We start from the raw sequence: 19,338 nt of genomic DNA, 5'->3' as shown, positions 1-19,338 counted from the left end.
TCGCTTTCGCCCTCATGCTGATCGTGGAGGGATTGTTTCCGTTTGCCGCGCCGGAACGGTGGCGGCAAAGTTTTCGTAAAATAACGGAAATGCCGTCCGGCCAGATTCGCTTCTTCGGCCTGGCCGCCGTCCTGCTGGGGCTGATTCTGATGCTGCTGGCCGATTACTAAAAGGCGCTTTCACGCGCCGTCTGAATTCCGAAATACCCATGCCGAACTGGCTCCTTCCCGAAAATATCGCCGACGTGCTGCCGTCCGAGGCGCGCAAGATCGAAGATCTGCGCCGACTGATGCTCGATCGTTTCCGTACGTACGGCTATGAACTCGTCATGCCGCCGATGCTCGAGTATGTCGAGTCGCTGCTGACCGGCACCGGACACGACCTCGACCTGCGCACGTTCAAGCTCGTCGATCAGCTCTCGGGGCGCACGATGGGCCTGCGTGCCGACATCACCCCGCAGATCGCCCGTATCGACGCCCACTTGCTCAACCGCAAGGGCGTGACGCGCCTGTGCTATGCGGGGAGCGTGCTGTTTACCCGTCCGCGTAATTTGCTGGCAACCCGTGAGCCGTTCCAGATCGGCGCCGAAATCTTCGGTCATAGCGGTCTCGAGGCGGATCTGGAAATCCAGGAATTGCTGCTGTTCTGCCTGCAACTCGCCGGCCTGAAGCAGATTCGTATCGATCTTTGCCACGCTGGCGTGCTTGAGGCGCTGCTGGAAGGCGTGCCGGCGGCTGAGGCCATCGAAAGCCAGTTGTTCGGAGCGCTGGCAACGAAGGACGTGCCTCAGTTGCAGGAATTGACGCGCGAACTGCCGGCGCACGTGCGCGACGCTTTGCTGAGCCTGACCACGTTGTATGGCGACCCGGCAGATACGCTGGAGCGTGCCCGTAAGGTCTTGCCGGATCTGCCGGGTGTGAAGGCTGCGCTGGACGATCTGGCCTATCTGGCAACGTCGCAAAGCAAGGACGGTCCGGCCGTGCTGTCGATCGATCTGGCGGACTTGCGTGGCTACCAGTATCACAGCGGCGTGATGTTCGCGGCGTATGTCGACGGCATTCCCAACGCGATTGCGCGCGGCGGGCGCTACGACAAGGTGGGGCAGGCGTTCGGGCGAGACCGTCCGGCGACCGGTTTTTCGCTCGATTTGCGTGAACTGGCGGCAATTTCGCCGGTGGAAGCGCGCAGTAACGCGATTTTAGCCCCTGCCGACGACGTGCCGGGCCTGCGCACCAAGATTGATAGCCTGCGCGACGCGGGTGAGGTTGTGATCCGCATGCTGCCGGGGCACGACCAGGATTTCGAGGAGTTCACGGGAGACCGCGTACTTGTCGAGAAAAATGGCCAGTGGGTTGTGACGCCCCGGTGAATTCGCTGAAAAAAGCGGCACTCCCCTGCGCCAACACGGGTAGAATACGTTTTTAACCAAACCAACTATTGTTATGTCCGGCAATGCTTTGAATCAGGGACGCAACGTCGTCGTTATCGGAACCCAATGGGGCGACGAAGGTAAGGGTAAGGTCGTCGACTGGCTGACCGATCACGCGCAAGGCGTGGTGCGTTTCCAGGGTGGCCACAATGCCGGACATACGCTCATCATCGGTGGCAAGAAGACGATCCTGCGCCTGATCCCGTCGGGCATCATGCACAAGGAAGTCACGTGCTACATCGGTAACGGTGTGGTGCTGTCGCCCGAAGCCCTGTTCAAGGAAATCGAAGAGCTCGAAAGCGCCGGCCTGAACGTTTGCGGCCGTCTGCGTATTTCCGAAGCCTGTACCCTGATTCTCCCGTACCACGTTGCCATCGACCAGGCGCGCGAAGCACGCCGCGGCGCGGGCAAGATCGGCACGACCGGTCGTGGCATTGGCCCGGCCTACGAAGACAAGGTCGGCCGCCGTGCGCTGCGTGTGCAGGATCTGTTCGATCCGAAGGCGTTCGCTGAACGTCTGCGCGAAAACCTCGACTATCACAACTTCGTCCTGACGCAATATCTGGGCGCGCCGGCTGTCGACTTCCAGGAAACGCTGGACAAGATGCTCAGCTACGCCGAGCGTCTGCGCCCGATGATTGCCGACGTGTCGCAAGAGCTGTACGCCGTCAACCGCGAAGGCAAGAAGCTGCTGTTCGAAGGTGCGCAAGGCACACTGCTCGACATCGATCACGGCACATATCCGTTCGTCACCAGCAGCAACTGCGTGGCAGGTGCCGCTTCGGCTGGCGCAGGTGTCGGTCCGCAACAACTCCACTATGTGCTCGGTATCACCAAGGCGTATTGCACGCGTGTTGGCGCCGGTCCGTTCCCGAGCGAACTGTACGACGCGGATAACCCCGCCCGTCAGGAAGCCATTGGTCTGCAACTCGCAACGGTGGGTAAGGAATTCGGTTCGGTCACGGGCCGTCCGCGCCGCACGGGTTGGATGGATGCCGCTGCGCTCAAGCGTTCGATTCAGATCAACGGTGTGACCGGTCTGTGCATGACGAAGCTCGACGTGCTCGACGGTCTCGAAACGGTGCGTCTGTGCGTCGGTTACAAGATCGACGGCAAGGCGATCGACATTCTGCCGCGCGGTGCTGTGGACGTGGCCCGTTGCGAGCCGGTCTACGAAGATTTCCCGGGCTGGACGCAGAGCACCGTTGGCGTGACGTCGTGGGATCAGTTGCCGGCTCAGGCGCAGAACTACCTGAAGCGTATCGAAGAAGTGAGCGGTATTCCGATCGATATGGTGTCGACCGGCCCGGATCGTGACGAAACGATCCTGCTGCGCCACCCCTTCAAGAACTAAAAACAGCACGACAAGCAAGACACACCATGAATCTGCCCCAAAACGACGACAAGAACCTCTGGGTCTCGTGGGATGAATATCATCGACTGATCGAGCGCCTGGCGCTCAAGGTCCACGAGTCCAACTGGAAGTTCGACAAGATCCTGTGTCTGGCCCGTGGCGGCTTGCGTGTGGGCGACCAGCTCGCACGCATTTACGACGTGCCGCTTGCGATCCTGGCGACGAGTTCGTATCGCGAAGCCGAAGGCACCATTCGTGGCGACCTCGATATCGCTCAGTACATCACCATTACGCGCGGCGAGCTGGAAGGCCGTGTGCTGCTGGTCGACGATCTGGTCGATTCGGGGGTGACGCTCGAGCGCGTCGGCAAACACCTGAAGGAGCGTTTCGCGAAGGTGACGGATGTGCGCTCGGCCGTGCTTTGGCATAAGGCCTGCTCGAAGGTGGCGCCGGATTACGCAGTCGACTTCCTGCCGACGAACCCGTGGATTCATCAGCCGTTCGAAGAGTACGACACACTGCGCCCGCACAATCTGGCGGCTTGGATCAAGCGCGGCACCTAAGTCGTTCCGGCGCATTTGGCGCACCGTGAGGTGACGCCCCGCCCGAGGGAGACTTCGGGCGACACAGGCGGTGACATCGAAAGATGCACCGCTTGTTTTGTTTGGATCGCTGTATCTGCCTTTGATCCGCCTTCAGTCTCTTGGCTCTGCGCTAAAAAACCCACCTCAAACGCAATAAGCGGTCAATTCCCCCTTTGATTGCCGCTTCTGTCGGTTTCGCCCCGTGTTCTGATGGGGTTCTCACCATCTCTTGCAGGGCTACTCTCGCCGTCTTGCCATGATCAGCTTGTTTCGCTTCTTTCCCGCGATGTGCGCGATTGTGCTTGCAGGCCTGCTGGCCTCGGTGAGCCCGTCAAGTCTCGCGGCGTCAGCTGTGGCGGGCGTCCACACGGCGAGCGGGCTTCGATATGTCTACGTCACCAATCAAACGTCGATGGCGAAGGCCAAATTGTCCGCGTTGAATCGATGCAGAACCCAACTCGCATCGGGAAGTCGAGGAGGGCGCTGCGAAGTCTTGATGGCGGGAAATGGTCCGGCATACTGGGCGGTCGTGCATGCCAGCAATGGAGAGGTTGGGGTGGCGCTAGGTGACACGCAGAATTCTGCGCTGCAAGATGCCTTTGTCGTTTGCCAGCGTGGTGGACAGTGCTCGACGGACGGTGCGCAGGTGTGGTTCGACAGCGGTCAGCGTCCCGGGAAGCGCTTGCCCCCACCGCAAGCCGCTCAGGCGGCCCCGACTCAGTGTCGGATACCCACTGGGCAGGTGGTCCGCATGCGCACCCAATGCGTCAATGGTGAGTGCACGCGAACGTATGAGAACGGCTGCACCATTCGCTTTCAGGCCGCGCGTTGCCTCGATAAGGAGACACACAGCTATACGTGGCGGCCGAATGGTTGCGACGACGATAGCTGAGTGCTGAGTGCTGAGTGCTGAGGGCCGACGCCAGTCAGCCCCCGCTCCTCATGTGATGCAAAGCATCAGCTCGCGGACATTCCGCTATGGCGCAGCAATGCATCGACTTGCGGTGCGCGCCCTCGGAATGCAATGAACGACTCCATCGCCTCGCGGCTGCCACCCACGGCAAGAATCTCGTCGCGGTAGCGTGCACCGGTTGCAGTATCCAGCACCGTGCCACTCACCTTGGCGGCCTCTTCGAAAGCGGCATAGGCGTCAGCCGACAGCACTTCAGCCCACTTGTAGCTGTAGTAACCCGCGGCGTAGCCACCCGCGAAGATATGGCTAAACGTGTTCGGCCAGCGCGAGAAATCCACCTGCGGGGTGACGTGCAGACGATCGTTGATGCGTCGCGAGACTTCAAGCACCGACTCCGGGCCACGCGGATCAAAGTCGTAATGCAGGTGCATGTCAAAGTCCGAGAAGACCAGTTGACGCAGCATCATCAGGCCGCTCTGGAAATTGCGTGCGGCGATCATCTTGTCGAACAGCGAGCGCGGCAGGGTGGCCCCCGTATCGACATGCGCTGTCATGTGCTCAAGGACATCCCACTCCCAGCAGAAGTTCTCCATGAACTGCGACGGCAATTCCACGGCGTCCCATTCGACGCCATTGATGCCAGCAACACCGGCATCTTCGACTTGCGTCAGCATGTGATGCAGGCCGTGACCGAACTCGTGGAACAGCGTGATGACATCGTCGTGCGGCAGCAGAGCGGGCTTTTCTCCGACCGGGGCGGGGAAGTTGCAGACGAGGTAGGCGACCGGGGTTTGAAGTGCGCCGTCGTGCAGACGCTTGCGCGTGCGCGCGCTATCCATCCATGCACCTCCGCGTTTGCCTTCGCGGGCGAACAGGTCCATGTAAAACTGCGCGACCAGTTCGCCATGGCGTTCGATGCGGAAGAAGCGCACGTCGGGGTGCCACGTCTCCGCCTCTTGCGGACGAATTGTCACATCAAACAATGTGCCCGCAACACGGAACAAGCCATCAAGTACCTTCGGGAGCGGGAAATATTGACGCACTTCCGTTTCGGAAAATGCGTACCGTTGCTGACGCAGTTTTTCTGATGCGTATGCCGTATCCCAGGGCTGCAACTTGTCGAGGCCGAGCGACTTGGCCGCAAATGTCTGAAGCTCTTCCCAGTCCTTCTCGGCATACGGACGGGCACGGCGCGCAAGGTCTTCGAGGAATTCGAGCACTTGCGCGGGCGATTCGGCCATCTTCGGCTCGAGTGAGACCTCAGCGTAGTTCTTGAAGCCCAGCATTTGCGCTTCTTCGCGGCGCAGCGCGAGTTGCTCCACGACGATACCGGTGTTGTCCCAACCCGCGTCGCCGTCGCCGAACTTCGGTCCGAGTTCGGAGGCGCGCGTCACGTTCGCCCGATACAGCTTTTCGCGCAGGGCGCGATTATCGGCGTACTGGAGCACGGGGAAGTACGACGGGAAGTGCAGCGTGAACTTCCAGCCTTCCACGCCATCGCGATCGGCGGCGGCGCGCGCGGCCGCCTTGTCGTCTTCAGGCAGACCCGCGATCTCCGCTTCATCGGTCACGACGAGGGAGAATTTGTTGGTCGCATCAAGGACGTGATCGGAGAAGCTCTTCGCGAGGCTGGCCTGTTCTTCCTGAATCTCGGCAAATCGCGGCTTCTGATCTTCTGGAAGTTCTGCGCCGCCCAGGCGGAAACCGCGCATCTCATTGTCCAGAATCTTCTTGCGAGCGGTGGATAGTCCGGCAAATTCCGGTCCGGCGGCAATCGCCTTGTACTTGTCGAACAGCGCGAGATTTTGGCCGACACTGGCCGAAAACTCGGTGACCCGCGGCAGATTTTCGCTATAGGCAGCGCGCAGCTCGGGGGTGTCGGCGACCGCGTTCAGGTGTCCGATGATTTCCCAGGCGCGTCCAAGGCCTTCCGTGCCATCTTCGACCGCGTCGAGAATATTGGCCCATGTCGCCGGCGTTGCTGGGTCTGCTGCGCGCTCGACGGCTGCACGGGCCTGCTCCAGTAGCACATCGACGGCAGGTGTCACATGCTCAGGGCGAATTTCGGAAAAACGGGGGAGTCCCTCGATGTCGAGAAGAGGATTGCTTTTCGGCGTATTCATGCGTTCGTTATCCACTTGAAGGGGCTTACGAAGAGTGTGGGGGCAACCTGTCGAATTTTCCAGTCGTTTTTTTCAACTGATGTCATTGACGTCGCCAACCGGGAATTACGCGCAAAGCCTTAGCGGGATTGGCTTGACGGAGTCTTGCGGAGGCAGAGCGTTGATGTGAGGATCTACTTTGTCACTCAGTGCAGACCGGGTTTTCGGTGGATTCCGACGTCCCGCTAGGGGATTTCTCATGGAATCGCGTGGCGAGTGGTCCACGAATGAAGAGGGCGCGTACGACTCGTTGGCCGTGCGCGCCCCATAAGGCGTTGATGCGGGGAAAACCGTTGCTTCTGGTCAACGGTCCACCTGGCGATCAGCCAAGCGCGCGCTCCGCAGCTTCGATCGTGTTGACCAGCAACATCGTGATGGTCATCGGGCCCACGCCACCGGGCACCGGTGTGATGAAGCCAGCGACTTCCTTAACGCCGTGGAAATCGACGTCGCCGCAGAGTTTGCCTTCGTCGTCACGATTCATGCCGACGTCGATCACCGCAGCACCCGGTTTGACCATATCTGCCGTGACGATATTGCGCTTGCCCACTGCGGCAACGATCACATCGGCATTGCGTGTATGCGCGGCCAGATCGCGCGTCTTGCTGTTGCAGATCGTGACGGTCGCACCGGCTTGAAGCAGCATCATGGCCATAGGCTTGCCGACGATGTTCGACGCGCCGATCACGACAGCGACCGCGCCACGCAGCGGGAATTCCACGGATTCGAGCATCTTCATGCAGCCATAAGGGGTGCAGGGGCGGAACAGCGGTGCGCCCGTCATGAGTGCCCCGGCGTTCGAGACGTGGAAGCCGTCGACATCCTTTTCCGGCGCAATGGCTTCGAGCACCTTATGGCTGTCGATGTGTTTCGGCAGCGGCAGTTGCACGAGAATGCCGTTGATCTTCGGATCGCGATTCAGCTCATCGATTCGTGCGAGCAAATCGCTCTCGCTCAGATCCGCCGGGTAGCGATCGAGAGACGAATGCAGGCCATTGTCTTCGCAAGCCTTGACCTTGTTGCGAACGTAGACCTGGCTGGCCGGGTCCTCGCCGACCAGAACCACGGCGAGGCCGGGTTGATGGCCTCGGGCGGTGAGTGCGGCGGCGCGCGTGGCGACTTCGGCTCGAATACGTTTGGCGAGGGCGTTGCCGTCGATGAGGGTGGCGGTCATGATGCGTGGATATCGTATGAAGGAAGGGGGCTGGCCCAAGGGGCCGTATACAGCGGCGCGGGTCGGGCGGGCGACAAGCGCAAAGACCGTATTATACCGACGCGCTGGGGCTCACGGGAGCGGGGTGCATGGCGAACGCGTTAACGTCCACGTTGGCGCAAGTGCCGTTGGCGAGGGGAAGGAAATACGTAACCCGAGTGGCGCGGCCACTGGCCGCTCGGCGGAAGGGCTCGGCAGGGCGCCGAACTTGGCATCAGCACAGTGCCCGAAGGCTCGATACCCTGCACCCTAAGGTGCAGGGCGATCCAGTTTATCGCTTGGACAGCGCCAGGCGGAGCAGATCAGCAACGGTGTTAACGTTGAGCTTCTCCATGATGTTTGCGCGGTGCGCTTCGACCGTCTTGATGCTGATGCCCAGATCGTCGGCAATCTGCTTGTTCAGGCGGCCAGCGATGATGCGCTCGAGCACCTGGTGCTCACGGCTCGTCAGCTTCCTGAGCAATTCTTCCGCAGCTTGCTGTTCGCGATGGCGGCCCGCCTCCTCGCGAGCGGTTCTCAGCATGTTTTCGACCTGCTTGCGCAGCTCGCCCTCGTCGAAAGGCTTTTCGATGAAATCCGTAGCACCTTTCTTCATCGTTTCGACAGCCATCGGCACATCGCCGTGTCCCGTCACGAAGATGATCGGCAAGTTGATGCCGCGCTCGATCAGGGCGTCCTGAAGCTCCAGTCCGCTCATGCCCGGCATGCGGACGTCGAGAATCAGGCAGCCAATCAGGTTGTTCGGGCGGTTGCTTTGCGTAACGTCTGCGCAAAACTGCAGAAAATCGTCTGCACTGCCAAACCCTCGCACGTGATATCCATTGGCTTCGAGAAGCCAGCGAAGCGAGTCGCGGACAGCTTCGTCGTCATCGACAACAAAGACGGTTTCTTGATCGGTATTGATATTGGGTGTCGTCATAGTCCTCCCCCGGATCCGGATGTCGTATCGCTTTCTAACGGTAACAGAATACAAAAAGTACAACCATTCCGCACGCCGTCGATTTCATTGTTTTCTACCCACAGACGGCCGTGGTGCGATTCGATGATCGAACGGCAGATATTCAGGCCCATGCCCATGCCGTCCGACTTGGTACTAAAGAACGGTTCAAACAATCGTTCGATAGTCGCTTCGTCAACCCCAGGCCCGTGATCGGACACCTGGAATTCAACAGATTTATCCCGCCGCTCCACATGCAAACGCACCGTCGGGTCGCGTCGTTGCCCTGGCGGGGGCGTATAGCCATGCATCGCTTCGGCGGCATTCTTGAGCAGGTTCATGAGAACCTGCTCGATCAGCACCGGGTCGACATTGATCTGTGGCAGTCCTGCCGGAAGCTCTGTGACGATACGAATCCGACGCTTACGAGCTTCGATCTCTGCTAGACCGACCGCGTCCGCCACGATCTCATAAATGGATGACGGTTGTCGCTTAGGCTCGCTTCGTTTCACGAAGGCGCGAATCCGCTTAATGATCATCCCGGCCCGCACCGCCTGTTGAGACGTCTTTTCGAGCGCCGGCAGCAGTGTTTCAGGGGACGTGCGGCCAGCGCGCACCAGGGCGGCCGTGCCCATGCAGTAGTTGTTGATGGCCGCGAGCGGCTGATTCAGTTCGTGAGCCAGCGACGATGCCATCTCACCCATCGTCGTCAGACGGCCGGTGAATTGCAGGCGTTCCTCTTCCTGGCGGGCCAGTTCTTCCGCGTGACGGCGCGCCGTAATGTCCGTCGCCACTTGCAATTGCGCCAGATGGCCGTCCACCCACTGAATGTACTGACGTCGGACTTCGAACCATTTCTGGTGTGTCGGCAGGTAAATTTCCTGCGTTTCCGCCGCCGTATCGGTTAACGACGCGGCGGGCAGTCCGGCAAACGCATCGACCATGTCGATGTGGTCGAGCGATGTCGGCGACAACTCGCCCCCGCCCGACAGCTCGAGGTGACCTTCAGGACGCGTGCCGAACAATTGCCTGTAATAGCGGTTGGCGAAGAGCAACTCTGCCTTGTCGACGGCCAGCACCGATACCGAGGCATCAAGGCTTTCGAGCACCGTCGTGAACCGTTCGTGCGCAGCCGCAAGTTCTTCGCGGGCGCGTTTGGGCTCACTGATGTCGGTTAGTGAGGACATCCAGCCGGTCTGGCGGCCATGGGCATCGACCAGCGGCGAGACGAACATCCGCGCGTAAAAAATCGTGCCGTCCTTGCGCTGCACCCGAATTTCGAAACCGTGCGAAGGGGCTTTGCCGCGCAGCGTCATGTCGATGCGACGCTGCATTTCGTGAATATCGTCCTTCGGCCAGTACGGGTAGGGAGGCGCGCGATTCATGAGATCCGGCTCATCCCAGCCCGTCATCCGACAAAACGCGGGATTCACATAGGTGATGTGGCCCTGCAGGTCGAGGACTCGCATGCCGATCACGATGGAGTTCTCCATCGCCCGGCGGAACGACGTCTCATTAAACAGCGCTTGCTGTGCTTCGAAGCGCTGACGCGTATGGCGCCACAGACTCCAGAGACTCCAGAGCACGAAGCAGGACAACCCGGCGATCAACCAGACCAGCGTGTTGTTGACGAAGTTACCGACCGCCGGATACGAGTAGATGCGCACAGCAAGACTGTGGCCGGGTGGATCGAGTAACAACTCGTACGACACGTCGCGTGGCAGCGGTGGTCGCGTGGACGTCGTCGCCAGTTCGTTGTTGTGCGTGTCGATGAACGACACCTTGAATTTGTCGCCGAGCTCCTGAGGCAACTCGTGAATCAGCAGGCCCTCGACGGAATACACCGCACTGATCGTGCCAAGGAACTCACGCTCGCGCAGTACGGGTACCTGAACGACGATGTAGCTGGCCCCCGAGGCGTCGTAGATTAACGTGGAGTAGGCAGAGCGACGCGAATCGCGCGCTGCGCGAAACGCCACTAACAGCTCGTCCTCCATGGGGTGCTGGGCCGAGCCTTGTAGTCGCGAGGCGAAAGGGGAGTCCGCCGGAACGGCCCACTTTGGCCGTTGCGATGCATCGAGCCAGTTCATGAAGACGATGTCTGCATGATTTTGCATCAGCTCGCTTGCCGTGTTCTGGAAGTGCGCAACGTCCTGTGGTTTGGCCGCCGTATCGCGCGCAAGGGAACTGATCTGGTCCTGAATGGCCAGCATATTGAGACGAATCTGCTGCTGCGCCCACGCGACGTTTCGATAAAGCGTGTCCTGTTGCTGCTCCGTTTCGCGACGGTTCAGGCTCCACAGAATCAAACTCATCACCACCAGGAAGATCACAATGGAGACGAGCGGTACCAGCAAGTAGTAGTGCGACTCCGCAAACCCCTGCAACCAACGGTTGGAGCGGGCTGGCGTAGCAGCGGACCGGGACGGCGGGGATGAGTTTGCGAGGCGTGGCGAAAGCATGGCGAGATTGTAGCGCAGGCCGACCGGTTTCCCGCTGTCCGAGTCTGTCGGGCACTGCTTTTCGGAAGCGTCCGATTTTTTTGGTAAGACGGCCGCTTAAATCACTCTTGAGACCGATCGGTACGTTCAAAAATCATGATCTGATGGTGTCGGCAACCCATTGATTTTATGTGCAGTGCAGCAGATTTCCGTATTATGAAAATTGCTATCGTAATCTGAAATTTCGCTTGCGAAGGCGGGAATAACCTTCGTACAATGCCCCGGTAAAAATGCCGGTAGGCCCGTCCATGAAGCGGGTTACGACCATTACGCCAACCCGCTAACGACAGACAAGGAGACACCATGTCCGCCGTACCTGAAGAAGCCCTGAAGATCGTATCCCCTGCGGACGCCGATCCCCAAGAAACGCAAGAATGGCTGGCCTCGCTCGAAGGCGTGCTGGCTGCCGAAGGCCCGGAGCGCGCGCACTACCTGCTCGAAAAGCTGATCGAATTCGCCCGCATCAACGGCGAGCATCTGCCTTTCTCGGCAAATACCCCCTACATCAACACCATCCCCGTCGACCAGCAGGCCCGTATTCCGGGCGATCAGGACATCGAGCACAAGATTCGCTCGTACACCCGCTGGAATGCGATCGCGATGGTGCTGCGTGCCGGTAAGGATACGAACGTTGGCGGTCACATCGCTTCGTTCGCCTCGGCCGCGACCCTCTATGACGTCGGTTTCAACCACTTCTGGCACGCCCCGTCCGACAAGCACGGTGGCGATCTGGTCTTCGTGCAGGGCCACTCGTCGCCGGGCGTGTACAGCCGCGCGTTCCTGCTGGGTCGTCTGGAAATGACGCAGCTTGAGAATTTCCGTCAGGAAGTGGACGGCGGCGGTCTGTCGTCGTACCCGCACCCGTGGCTGATGCCGGACTTCTGGCAGTTCCCGACGGTCTCGATGGGTCTGGGCCCGATCATGGCGATCTATCAGGCTCGCTTCATGAAGTACCTCGAGTCGCGCAACATCGTGAAGACCGAAGGCCGCAAAGTCTGGGCATTCCTCGGCGACGGCGAGACGGACGAGCCGGAATCGCTTGGCGCGATCGGCATGGCTGGCCGTGAACAGCTCGATAACCTCGTGTTCGTGATCAACTGCAACCTGCAGCGCCTGGACGGCCCGGTGCGCGGTAACGGAAAGATCATCCAGGAACTCGAATCGGAATTCCGTGGTGCTGGCTGGAACGTCATCAAGGTGGTCTGGGGCAGCCGTTGGGATTCGCTGCTTGCCCGCGACAAGCAGGGCTTGCTGATGAAGCGCATGATGGAATGCGTGGACGGCGAATATCAGACGTATAAGTCGAAGGACGGCGCGTTCGTGCGCGAGAACTTCTTCAACACACCGGCATTGAAGGCGATGGTTGCAGACTGGTCGGATGAGGACATCTGGGCGCTGAATCGTGGTGGCCACGATCCGCACAAGATCTACGCGGCCTATCACTCGGCCACGACGCACAAGGGTCAACCGACTGTCATCCTGGCCAAGACCATCAAGGGTTATGGCATGGGCGAGGCCGGTCAGGCCATGAACATCACGCACCAGCAGAAGAAGATGCCGGTGGAGTCGCTCAAGAAATTCCGCGACCAGTTCAAGCTGCCGATCTCGGACGATCAGATTGCCGACGTGCCGTATATCAAGTTCGAGGAAGGTTCGAAGGAACTGGAATACATGCGCGCTCGCCGCATGGAGCTGGGTGGCTACCTGCCGCAACGCCGCACCAAGGCCGCTTCGCTGCCGGTGCCTGCGCTGAACGCATTCGACGCACTGCTCAAGGCGACCGCCGAAGGCCGTGAGATTTCGACGACGATGGCGTTCGTGCGTATTCTCAACGTGCTGCTCAAGGACAAGGCGCTGGGTCAACGCATCGTGCCTATCGTGCCGGATGAGTCACGCACGTTCGGTATGGAAGGCTTGTTCCGCCAGATCGGTATCTGGAGCCAGGTCGGCCAGCGCTACATCCCGCAAGATCAGGATCAACTGATGTTCTACAAGGAATCTGAAAGCGGTCAGATTCTGCAGGAAGGCATCAACGAAGCCGGTGGTATGTGCGACTGGATCGCTGCCGCAACGTCGTATTCGACGCACGGCGAGACGATGATCCCGTTCTACATCTTCTATTCGATGTTCGGTTTCCAGCGTATCGGCGATCTGGCCTGGGCCGCTGGCGACATGCGTGCGCGCGGTTTCCTGGTGGGTGGTACGGCCGGTCGTACGACGCTTAACGGCGAAGGTCTCCAGCACGAAGACGGTCACTCGCTGCTGTGGGCGTCGTCGATTCCGAACTGCCTGCCGTACGATCCGACGTTCGCCTATGAACTTGCTGTGATCGTTCAGGACGGTCTGCGCCGCATGGTTCAGGATCAGGAAGACGTGTATTACTACCTGACCGTGATGAACGAAAACTACGCACACCCGGCGATGCCGGAAGGCGTGGAGAACGACATCCTGAAGGGCATGTACGCGTTCCGTCGCGGCACGGACAACAGCAAGGCACCGCGCGTGCAACTGCTGGGTTCGGGTACGATCTTCAACGAAGTGATCGCCGCCGCCGAAATGCTCAAGAACGACTGGGGTGTCGAATCGGATCTGTGGAGCTGCCCGAGCTTCACGGAACTGGCTCGCGAAGGCAACGACGTGGCACGTCACAATCTGCTGCACCCGACCGAGACGGCTCGCCTGTCGCACGTCGAAAAGTGCCTGAACGATACGCGTGGTCCGGTCATCGCATCGACCGACTACATTCGTACGTATGCCGAGCAGATTCGTCCGTTCGTTCGTGGCCGTTATGTTGTGCTTGGCACCGACGGTTATGGTCGTTCGGATACGCGCGAAAAGCTGCGTCACTTCTTCGAGGTGGATCGTAACTGGGTCACGGTTGCTGCGCTCAAGGCACTGGCCGACGAAGGCACGCTGCCTGCCAGCAAGGTTGCCGAGGCGATTGCCAAGTACAACCTGGATCCGAACAAACCCAACCCGATGACCGTCTAAAGGCCGCTGCGTGCGGTGAGCGTGCCGGTCAGTCGCCCCCCAGCGACAGACCGGCGTGAGCTGCACGTCAAGCGCAGCCTCGAGGAGACTGTGGAAAATGAGTCAAGTGATCGAAGTGAAAGTCCCGGATATCGGTGACTTCAAGGACTTGCCCGTAATTGAAGTGCTGGTGAAGGCGGGCGACAAGATCGACGCCGAGCAGGCCCTGATCACGCTGGAGTCGGATAAGGCCACGATGGACGTGCCGAGCCCGGCCGCAGGTGTCATTAAAGCGCTGAGCCTGAAGGTCGGCGATGAAGTGTCCGAAGGTTCTGTGATTTTGACGCTCGAGACCGCCAACGGCTCGGGCGCACAGGCCAACGGCGCGGCTGCACCGGCCGCCGCTCCGGCTGCGGCACCGCAAGCTGCTGCACCCGCGGCTGCCCCGGCGGCCAGTGGCGGTACCAGCAAGATCGACGTCAAAGTGCCGGATATCGGCGGTTACGACGACGTGCCCGTAATCGAAGTGCTGGTGAAGGTGGGCGACACCGTCACGGCCGAGCAATCGCTCGTGACGCTGGAATCGGACAAGGCCTCGATGGACGTGCCGAGCCCGGCCGCAGGTGTGGTGAAAGAACTGAAGGTGAACGTCGGTGACAAGGTCTCCGAAGGTTCGCTGATCCTCGTGCTCGAAGGCGCGGCTGCGGCCCCAGCTGCAGCAACTGCCAAGGCAGAAGCCCCGGTCGCCGCACCGGCACCCGCCACCCAAAGCGCAGCGCCCGCACCGGCACCGGCTCCTGCGGCAGCACCGGCACCGGTCGCTGCCCCCACGGCAGCGCAAGGCAGCCAGCCGATCAGCCACGCTAGCCCGTCGGTGCGTAAGTTCGCGCGCGAACTGGGTGTGGATGTCACGCAGGTCAAGGGCACGGGGCCGAAGGGCCGCGTGGTCATCGACGATGTGCGCAACTTCGTTAAGAGCGCGCTTTCCGGCAACCGTCCGGCCGCTGCAGGCGCTGCGCCGGCAGGTGGTGGCGAGTTGAATCTGCTGCCGTGGCCGAAGGTCGATTTTGCGAAGTACGGTCCGGTCGAGCCGAAGGCGCTCTCGCGCATCAAGAAGATCTCCGGCGCGAACCTGCATCGCAATTGGGTCATGATCCCCCACGTCACGAACAATGACGAAGCGGATATCGGTGAACTCGAAGCGTTCCGCGTGCAGTTGAACAAGGAAAACGAAAAGGCTGGCATCAAGGTCACGATGCTTGCGTTCGTCATCAAGGCGTGCGTGCTGGCCCTGAAGAAATTCCCGACGTTCAACGCAAGCCTCGACGGCGACAATCTGGTCTTCAAGCAGTACTTCCACATCGGTTTTGCTGCTGACACGCCGAACGGCCTCGTGGTGCCGGTCGTTCGCGACGCAGACAAGAAGGGTGTGTTCGAGATCGCTCGCGAAACGTCGGAACTGGCAAAGCTCGCCCGCGAAGGCAAGCTCAAGCCGGATCAGATGCAAGGTGGCTGCTTCTCGATTTCGTCGCTTGGCGGCATCGGTGGCACGACCTTCACGCCGATCATCAACGCACCGGAAGTCGCCATTCTGGGTCTGTCGCGTTCGTATCAGAAGCCGGTGTGGGATGAGCGCAAGCAGCAGTTCCTGCCGCAACTGACGCTGCCGCTTTCGCTGTCCTACGATCACCGTGTGATCGATGGCGCAGAAGCCGCTCGCTTCAACGCCTACCTGGGTCAACTGTTGGCGGACTTCCGTCGCGCGATGCTGTAATGGTTTTTGCCGCCGGCCGCGCGTGAGCGCACCGGCGGCATTCGCGCAAGCTTCAGGATTCTGGACGGGGAGGGCATCATGACCACCGTGGTAGTCGTCAAGAAGGCAGGGGAAATCGCCATTGCCGCCGATTCGCTCGTCACGTTCGGCGATACCCGGCTGTCGCAATCCTATGAAGAGAACCGCAAGGTTTTTCTCGTAGGGGATTCCTATGTCGGTTTGGCCGGCACGACGGCACATTTTCCGGTCATGCGCGCCATTCTTTCCGGTATGGCGGATGAGTGCCGTCTCCACTCGCGAGACGAAGTTTTCCGCACGTTCTGCCGGGTCCATCAGAAGCTCAAGGAAGAGTATTTCCTCAACACGAAGGAAGAGGAAGACGACCCGTACGAGTCGTCGCAAATCACGAGTGTGATTGCGAATCCGACAGGGATCTACGGGGTCTATTCCTACCGGGAAGTGTTCGTTTTCGATCGGTTCTGGGGGATCGGTTCGGGGCGCAATTTTGCGCTCGGCGCCATGTATGCCCTCTACGACCAGGATCTGAGCGCACGTGCCATCGCCGAAGCAGGCGTGAAGGCGGGGGCGGAATTCGACAAGAGTTCGGCCGGCCCGTTTCAGGTACATGAGTTTCCGATCGATACCACCATCAAGTCATAAATGCGACAGGGAGACCCCGCATGAGTCTCATTGAAGTCAAAGTGCCGGATATCGGCGCAGAGGGCGTAGACGTCATCGAAGTGATGATCAAGCCCGGCGACAAGATTGCCAAGGATGCGTCGTTGATCACGCTCGAATCCGACAAGGCTTCTATGGAAGTGCCTTCCGAAGTAGCGGGCACGGTCAAGGAAGTGAAGATCAAAGTGGGCGATAAGGCCAGCGAAGGGACGTTGATCGCCATCGTGGAAGCGGACGATGCCGGCGCCGCGAAGGCTGCCGCGCCCGCAGCCGCACCTGCGGCAACGCCGGCACCTGCCGCCACACCCGCTGCTGCAGCGAGCGCACCGGCCCCGGTTGCTGCCAAGCATAGCGGCAGCGCCGACATCGAATGTGAAGTGCTCGTGCTGGGCGCAGGCCCGGGCGGATACTCGGCTGCATTCCGCAGCGCGGACCTGGGGCGCAAGACGGTGCTCGTCGAACGCTACGCAACGCTCGGCGGGGTGTGCCTGAACGTGGGTTGCATTCCGTCGAAGGCATTGCTGCATACGGCGGCCGTGCTTGAAGAGGCGCAGTCGCTGGGTCATCACGGCATTTCGTTCGCGAAGCCCGAGGTCGATCTCGACAAGCTGCGTGCATACAAGGAAAGCGTCGTCGGCAAGCTGACCGGCGGTCTGGCCGGCATGGCGAAGATGCGCAAGGTCGAAGTCGTGACTGGCGTCGGTGCGTTCCTTGATGCGAACCACGTCGAAGTCGTCGACAAGGACGGCAAGAAGACGGTCGTGAAGTTCGCGCAGGCCATCATCGCTGCGGGCTCGCAAGCGGTGAAGCTGCCATTCCTGCCGGAAGATCCGCGCATCGTCGATTCGACCGGCGCACTTGAACTGCGCCAGATTCCGAAGAAGATGCTGGTGATCGGTGGTGGCATCATTGGTCTTGAAATGGCCACGGTCTACAGTGCGCTGGGCGCGGAGATCGATGTCGTCGAAATGCTCGACGGTCTGATGCAGGGGGCTGACCGCGATCTGGTCAAGGTCTGGCAAAAGATGAATGACAAGCGTTTTGGTCGTGTCATGCTCAAGACCAAGACGGTGGGGGCGGAAGCCAAGGCCGACGGCATCTACGTGAAGTTCGAAGGCGAAGCTGCTCCGGCAGAGCCGCAGCGTTACGACCTCGTTCTGGTCGCCGTGGGTCGTAGCCCGAACGGCAAGAAGATCGGCGCAGAGAAGGCTGGTGTGGTGGTGGGCGATCGCGGATTCATCTCCGTGGACAAGCAGATGCGCACTAACGTGCCGAACATTTTTGCGATCGGCGACATCGTCGGTCAGCCGATGCTGGCGCACAAGGCTGTGCATGAGGCGCATGTCGCTGCCGAAGCCGCGAACGGTGAGAAGGCTTACTTCGACGCGATCCAGATCCCGTCGGTGGCATACACCGATCCGGAAGTGGCGTGGGCGGGCAAGACGGAAGATCAGCTTAAGGCGGAAGGCGTCAAGTTCGGCAAGGCCGTGTTCCCGTGGGCAGCATCGGGACGTGCGATTGCAAACGGTCGCGACGAAGGCTTCACCAAGCTGCTGTTCGACGAAGAGACTCACCGTATTCTCGGCGGCGCTATCGTCGGCACGCATGCAGGCGATCTGATTGGCGAACTTTGCCTGGCTGTGGAGATGGGCGCGGACGCTGTCGATATCGGCAAGACCATTCACCCGCACCCGACGTTGGCTGAGTCGGTCGGTATGGCCGCCGAAATCTACGAAGGCGTTTGCACCGACGTTCCTCCGCCGCGCAAGAAGTAAGACTGCGCATTCGGCATCCTGTGCGCGTGCGCGCACAGGAACAAAAAACCGCCATTCCCCTTGGAGTGGCGGTTTTTTTGTTGGGCGTCGCAAGCGTGTGGGCGTGCTTTGTACTTCCGCGAATGATGCGGCATAAAAAAGAAAACCCGGCTCAGGGCCGGGTTCGAAAGGTACCTGCGGTACCGAGGAGACAACTGGGTGTTGCTACAACTTGGGGTGCAGCGACAAACGGTTGGCGTCCCGAGTAACGACTGACAGGACGCTATCGATTACTTCTTGGCGCTGGCAGCACGCGAAGCCTGAGCCGCAGCCTTCGAGGCGACGTTCGTCGCAGCAGCGAAGTTCGTTTCGGCGATTTCGACGGCTTGCTTGGTGGCCTTCTGGACGCTGTCGAACGCGCTGTTGGCGGCGGACAGGGCCGACTTGGCCAGTGCAACGGCGGACTCCGAACCGGCCGGGGCGTTCTTGGCCAGGTTGTCGAACAGCGCTTGCACGTTGTGCGAGCCTTCGGCCAGTTGAGCCTCAGCCACCTTGGTCACTTCGGCTTGCGTCGACGAAGCGATTTCATACAGGTGACGGCCATACGCGAGTGCCTTTTCGGCAGCCGGCTGAACCAGGTTGGCTTGCAGGGCGAGCAACTCTTGCGCGTCCTTCACAGCGAAAGCCTTTTGTGCGGTCGATGCGGACTCGGCCAGCGATGCCTTCACGGCTTGCAGGTTCAGTTCGACCAGCTTTTCAACGCCTTCGAAGGCTTTGTTGGTCAGACCGAACAGGGTTTCCAGATTGGCTTTGTGTGCGGCGGCGAGTTGCTCGGGGTCAGAAACGACATGGCGTTCTCCTATGGTGTCATACACAACATATCGACCCACTCCGTGTTCGCTCGTTGGTTCTCACCTTATCCCGGTGAAAACACGGTTGGGGCCTTCTCATTAAGTGCGATCTCTTTTGTGCATCGCACAATTGCAAGTTTAGAGATATTTCTGTGACTGTCAAGTCATTTTTGTGCGTTGCACAAATTCAACAAAAGCTTACAAAATCAGTGGTTTGG

14 protein-coding genes are annotated in these 19,338 nt (G+C 60.1%); 9 read left to right on the top strand and 5 right to left on the bottom strand.

Annotated elements, in window-relative coordinates:
* Positions 1–14 precede the first annotated feature (14 nt).
* From NA29_RS14365 to NA29_RS26585, 5 genes are all read left to right on the top strand, one after another.
* Positions 15–170: a DUF2065 domain-containing protein gene (locus NA29_RS14365; protein WP_039403536.1), complete on the top strand. Its 156-nt coding sequence runs from the start codon at positions 15–17 to the stop codon at positions 168–170.
* 38 nt (positions 171–208) lie between these two features.
* On the top strand, positions 209–1,369 hold the full coding sequence (locus NA29_RS14360) for an ATP phosphoribosyltransferase regulatory subunit (protein WP_039399061.1): 1,161 nt from the start codon (positions 209–211) through the stop codon (positions 1,367–1,369).
* Positions 1,370–1,442: 73 nt separating this feature from the next.
* Complete coding sequence (locus tag NA29_RS14355) at positions 1,443–2,783, top strand: adenylosuccinate synthase (RefSeq protein WP_039399058.1); 1,341 nt, start codon at positions 1,443–1,445, stop codon at positions 2,781–2,783.
* Between the two features lie 26 nt (positions 2,784–2,809).
* Positions 2,810–3,346, top strand: a complete 537-nt coding sequence (locus NA29_RS14350) for a phosphoribosyltransferase (RefSeq protein ID WP_039399056.1) — start codon at positions 2,810–2,812, stop codon at positions 3,344–3,346.
* 277 nt (positions 3,347–3,623) lie between these two features.
* Positions 3,624–4,259 carry a DUF4189 domain-containing protein gene (locus NA29_RS26585; protein WP_039399054.1) on the top strand — a complete coding sequence of 212 codons (636 nt, stop codon included), beginning with the start codon at positions 3,624–3,626 and terminating at the stop codon, positions 4,257–4,259.
* Positions 4,260–4,324: 65 nt separating this feature from the next.
* On the opposite strand, the gene NA29_RS14340 is transcribed toward NA29_RS26585, so the two are convergent.
* From NA29_RS14340 to NA29_RS14325, 4 genes are all read right to left on the bottom strand, one after another.
* A complete protein-coding gene (locus NA29_RS14340) occupies positions 4,325–6,403 on the bottom strand; it encodes a M3 family metallopeptidase (RefSeq protein ID WP_039399052.1) in 2,079 nt (692 codons plus the stop codon).
* Positions 6,404–6,764: 361 nt separating this feature from the next.
* A complete protein-coding gene (folD, locus tag NA29_RS14335; protein ID WP_039399049.1) occupies positions 6,765–7,616 on the bottom strand; it encodes a bifunctional methylenetetrahydrofolate dehydrogenase/methenyltetrahydrofolate cyclohydrolase FolD in 852 nt (283 codons plus the stop codon).
* Between the two features lie 310 nt (positions 7,617–7,926).
* A complete protein-coding gene (locus NA29_RS14330) occupies positions 7,927–8,574 on the bottom strand; it encodes a response regulator transcription factor (RefSeq protein ID WP_039399048.1) in 648 nt (215 codons plus the stop codon).
* Positions 8,571–11,054 carry a PAS domain-containing sensor histidine kinase gene (locus tag NA29_RS14325; RefSeq protein ID WP_224786829.1) on the bottom strand — a complete coding sequence of 828 codons (2,484 nt, stop codon included), beginning with the start codon at positions 11,052–11,054 and terminating at the stop codon, positions 8,571–8,573. The genes NA29_RS14330 and NA29_RS14325 overlap by 4 nt, the downstream gene beginning before the upstream one ends.
* Before the next feature lie 342 nt (positions 11,055–11,396).
* Between NA29_RS14325 and aceE the strand changes: the two genes are divergently transcribed.
* The 4 genes from aceE to lpdA all read left to right on the top strand — a co-directional run bounded on the left by aceE (position 11,397) and on the right by lpdA (position 18,290).
* Entirely contained in the window at positions 11,397–14,084 is a 2,688-nt protein-coding gene (aceE, locus tag NA29_RS14320) for a pyruvate dehydrogenase (acetyl-transferring), homodimeric type (RefSeq protein WP_039399047.1), read from the top strand.
* Positions 14,085–14,181: 97 nt separating this feature from the next.
* On the top strand, positions 14,182–15,837 hold the full coding sequence (gene aceF, locus NA29_RS14315) for a dihydrolipoyllysine-residue acetyltransferase (RefSeq protein WP_039399046.1): 1,656 nt from the start codon (positions 14,182–14,184) through the stop codon (positions 15,835–15,837).
* A gap of 78 nt (positions 15,838–15,915) precedes the next feature.
* Positions 15,916–16,497 (top strand): Ntn hydrolase family protein, encoded by a 582-nt coding sequence (locus NA29_RS14310; RefSeq protein ID WP_039403532.1) that lies wholly within the window; start codon positions 15,916–15,918, stop codon positions 16,495–16,497.
* 20 nt (positions 16,498–16,517) lie between these two features.
* Positions 16,518–18,290: a dihydrolipoyl dehydrogenase gene (gene lpdA / locus NA29_RS14305; RefSeq protein WP_039399045.1), complete on the top strand. Its 1,773-nt coding sequence runs from the start codon at positions 16,518–16,520 to the stop codon at positions 18,288–18,290.
* Between the two features lie 269 nt (positions 18,291–18,559).
* Here the strand turns inward: lpdA and NA29_RS14300 are convergent, their stop codons facing one another.
* Complete coding sequence (locus tag NA29_RS14300) at positions 18,560–19,144, bottom strand: phasin family protein (RefSeq protein WP_257125700.1); 585 nt, start codon at positions 19,142–19,144, stop codon at positions 18,560–18,562.
* Positions 19,145–19,338: the final 194 nt, after the last annotated feature.

Source organism: Pandoraea sputorum (assembly GCF_000814845.2).
GTDB lineage: Bacteria > Pseudomonadota > Gammaproteobacteria > Burkholderiales > Burkholderiaceae > Pandoraea > Pandoraea sputorum.
Note: the sequence above shows the minus strand (reverse complement) of the source record. Positions and strands in the feature narration are given on the sequence as shown.